Source organism: Variovorax sp. KBW07, from assembly GCF_003852515.1.
Classification (GTDB): domain Bacteria; phylum Pseudomonadota; class Gammaproteobacteria; order Burkholderiales; family Burkholderiaceae_C; genus Variovorax.
On sequence record NZ_QAJK01000284.1, the window covers coordinates 1 to 322 of the forward strand.

The following is a 322-nucleotide window of genomic DNA, read 5'->3' on the forward strand; positions in this document are numbered from 1 at the left end:
ATCGTCAGCAGGTCGGCCATCGAGATCGGCGTGTTGGTGGCCTGCGCAATGAACACCGCCGCCAGCGTGATGTATGGATGAAGCCCAGCAGCAGCGGCGCGGGCTCGCATTTCAGCTTCAGGAAGGCATAGCCCACGATGCCGAAGATCGCGACCATCCACACGTCGAATGTGTTGTTGTTCTCCGAATACACACCCACCGCGCAGAACAGCACGATCGACGGAAACAGCCACTTGTAGGGAATGGTCAGCAGCTTGATCCAGATGCCGATCATCGGCAGGTTCAGCACGATCAGCATCAGGTTGCCGATCCACATCGAGGC

General features: G+C 58.4%; 1 pseudogene. It reads right to left on the bottom strand.

The window, feature by feature from the left end:
* Positions 1-76: 76 nt before the first annotated feature.
* Positions 77-322, bottom strand: a pseudogene (locus DBV14_RS33185) (tripartite tricarboxylate transporter permease); the annotation flags it as partial.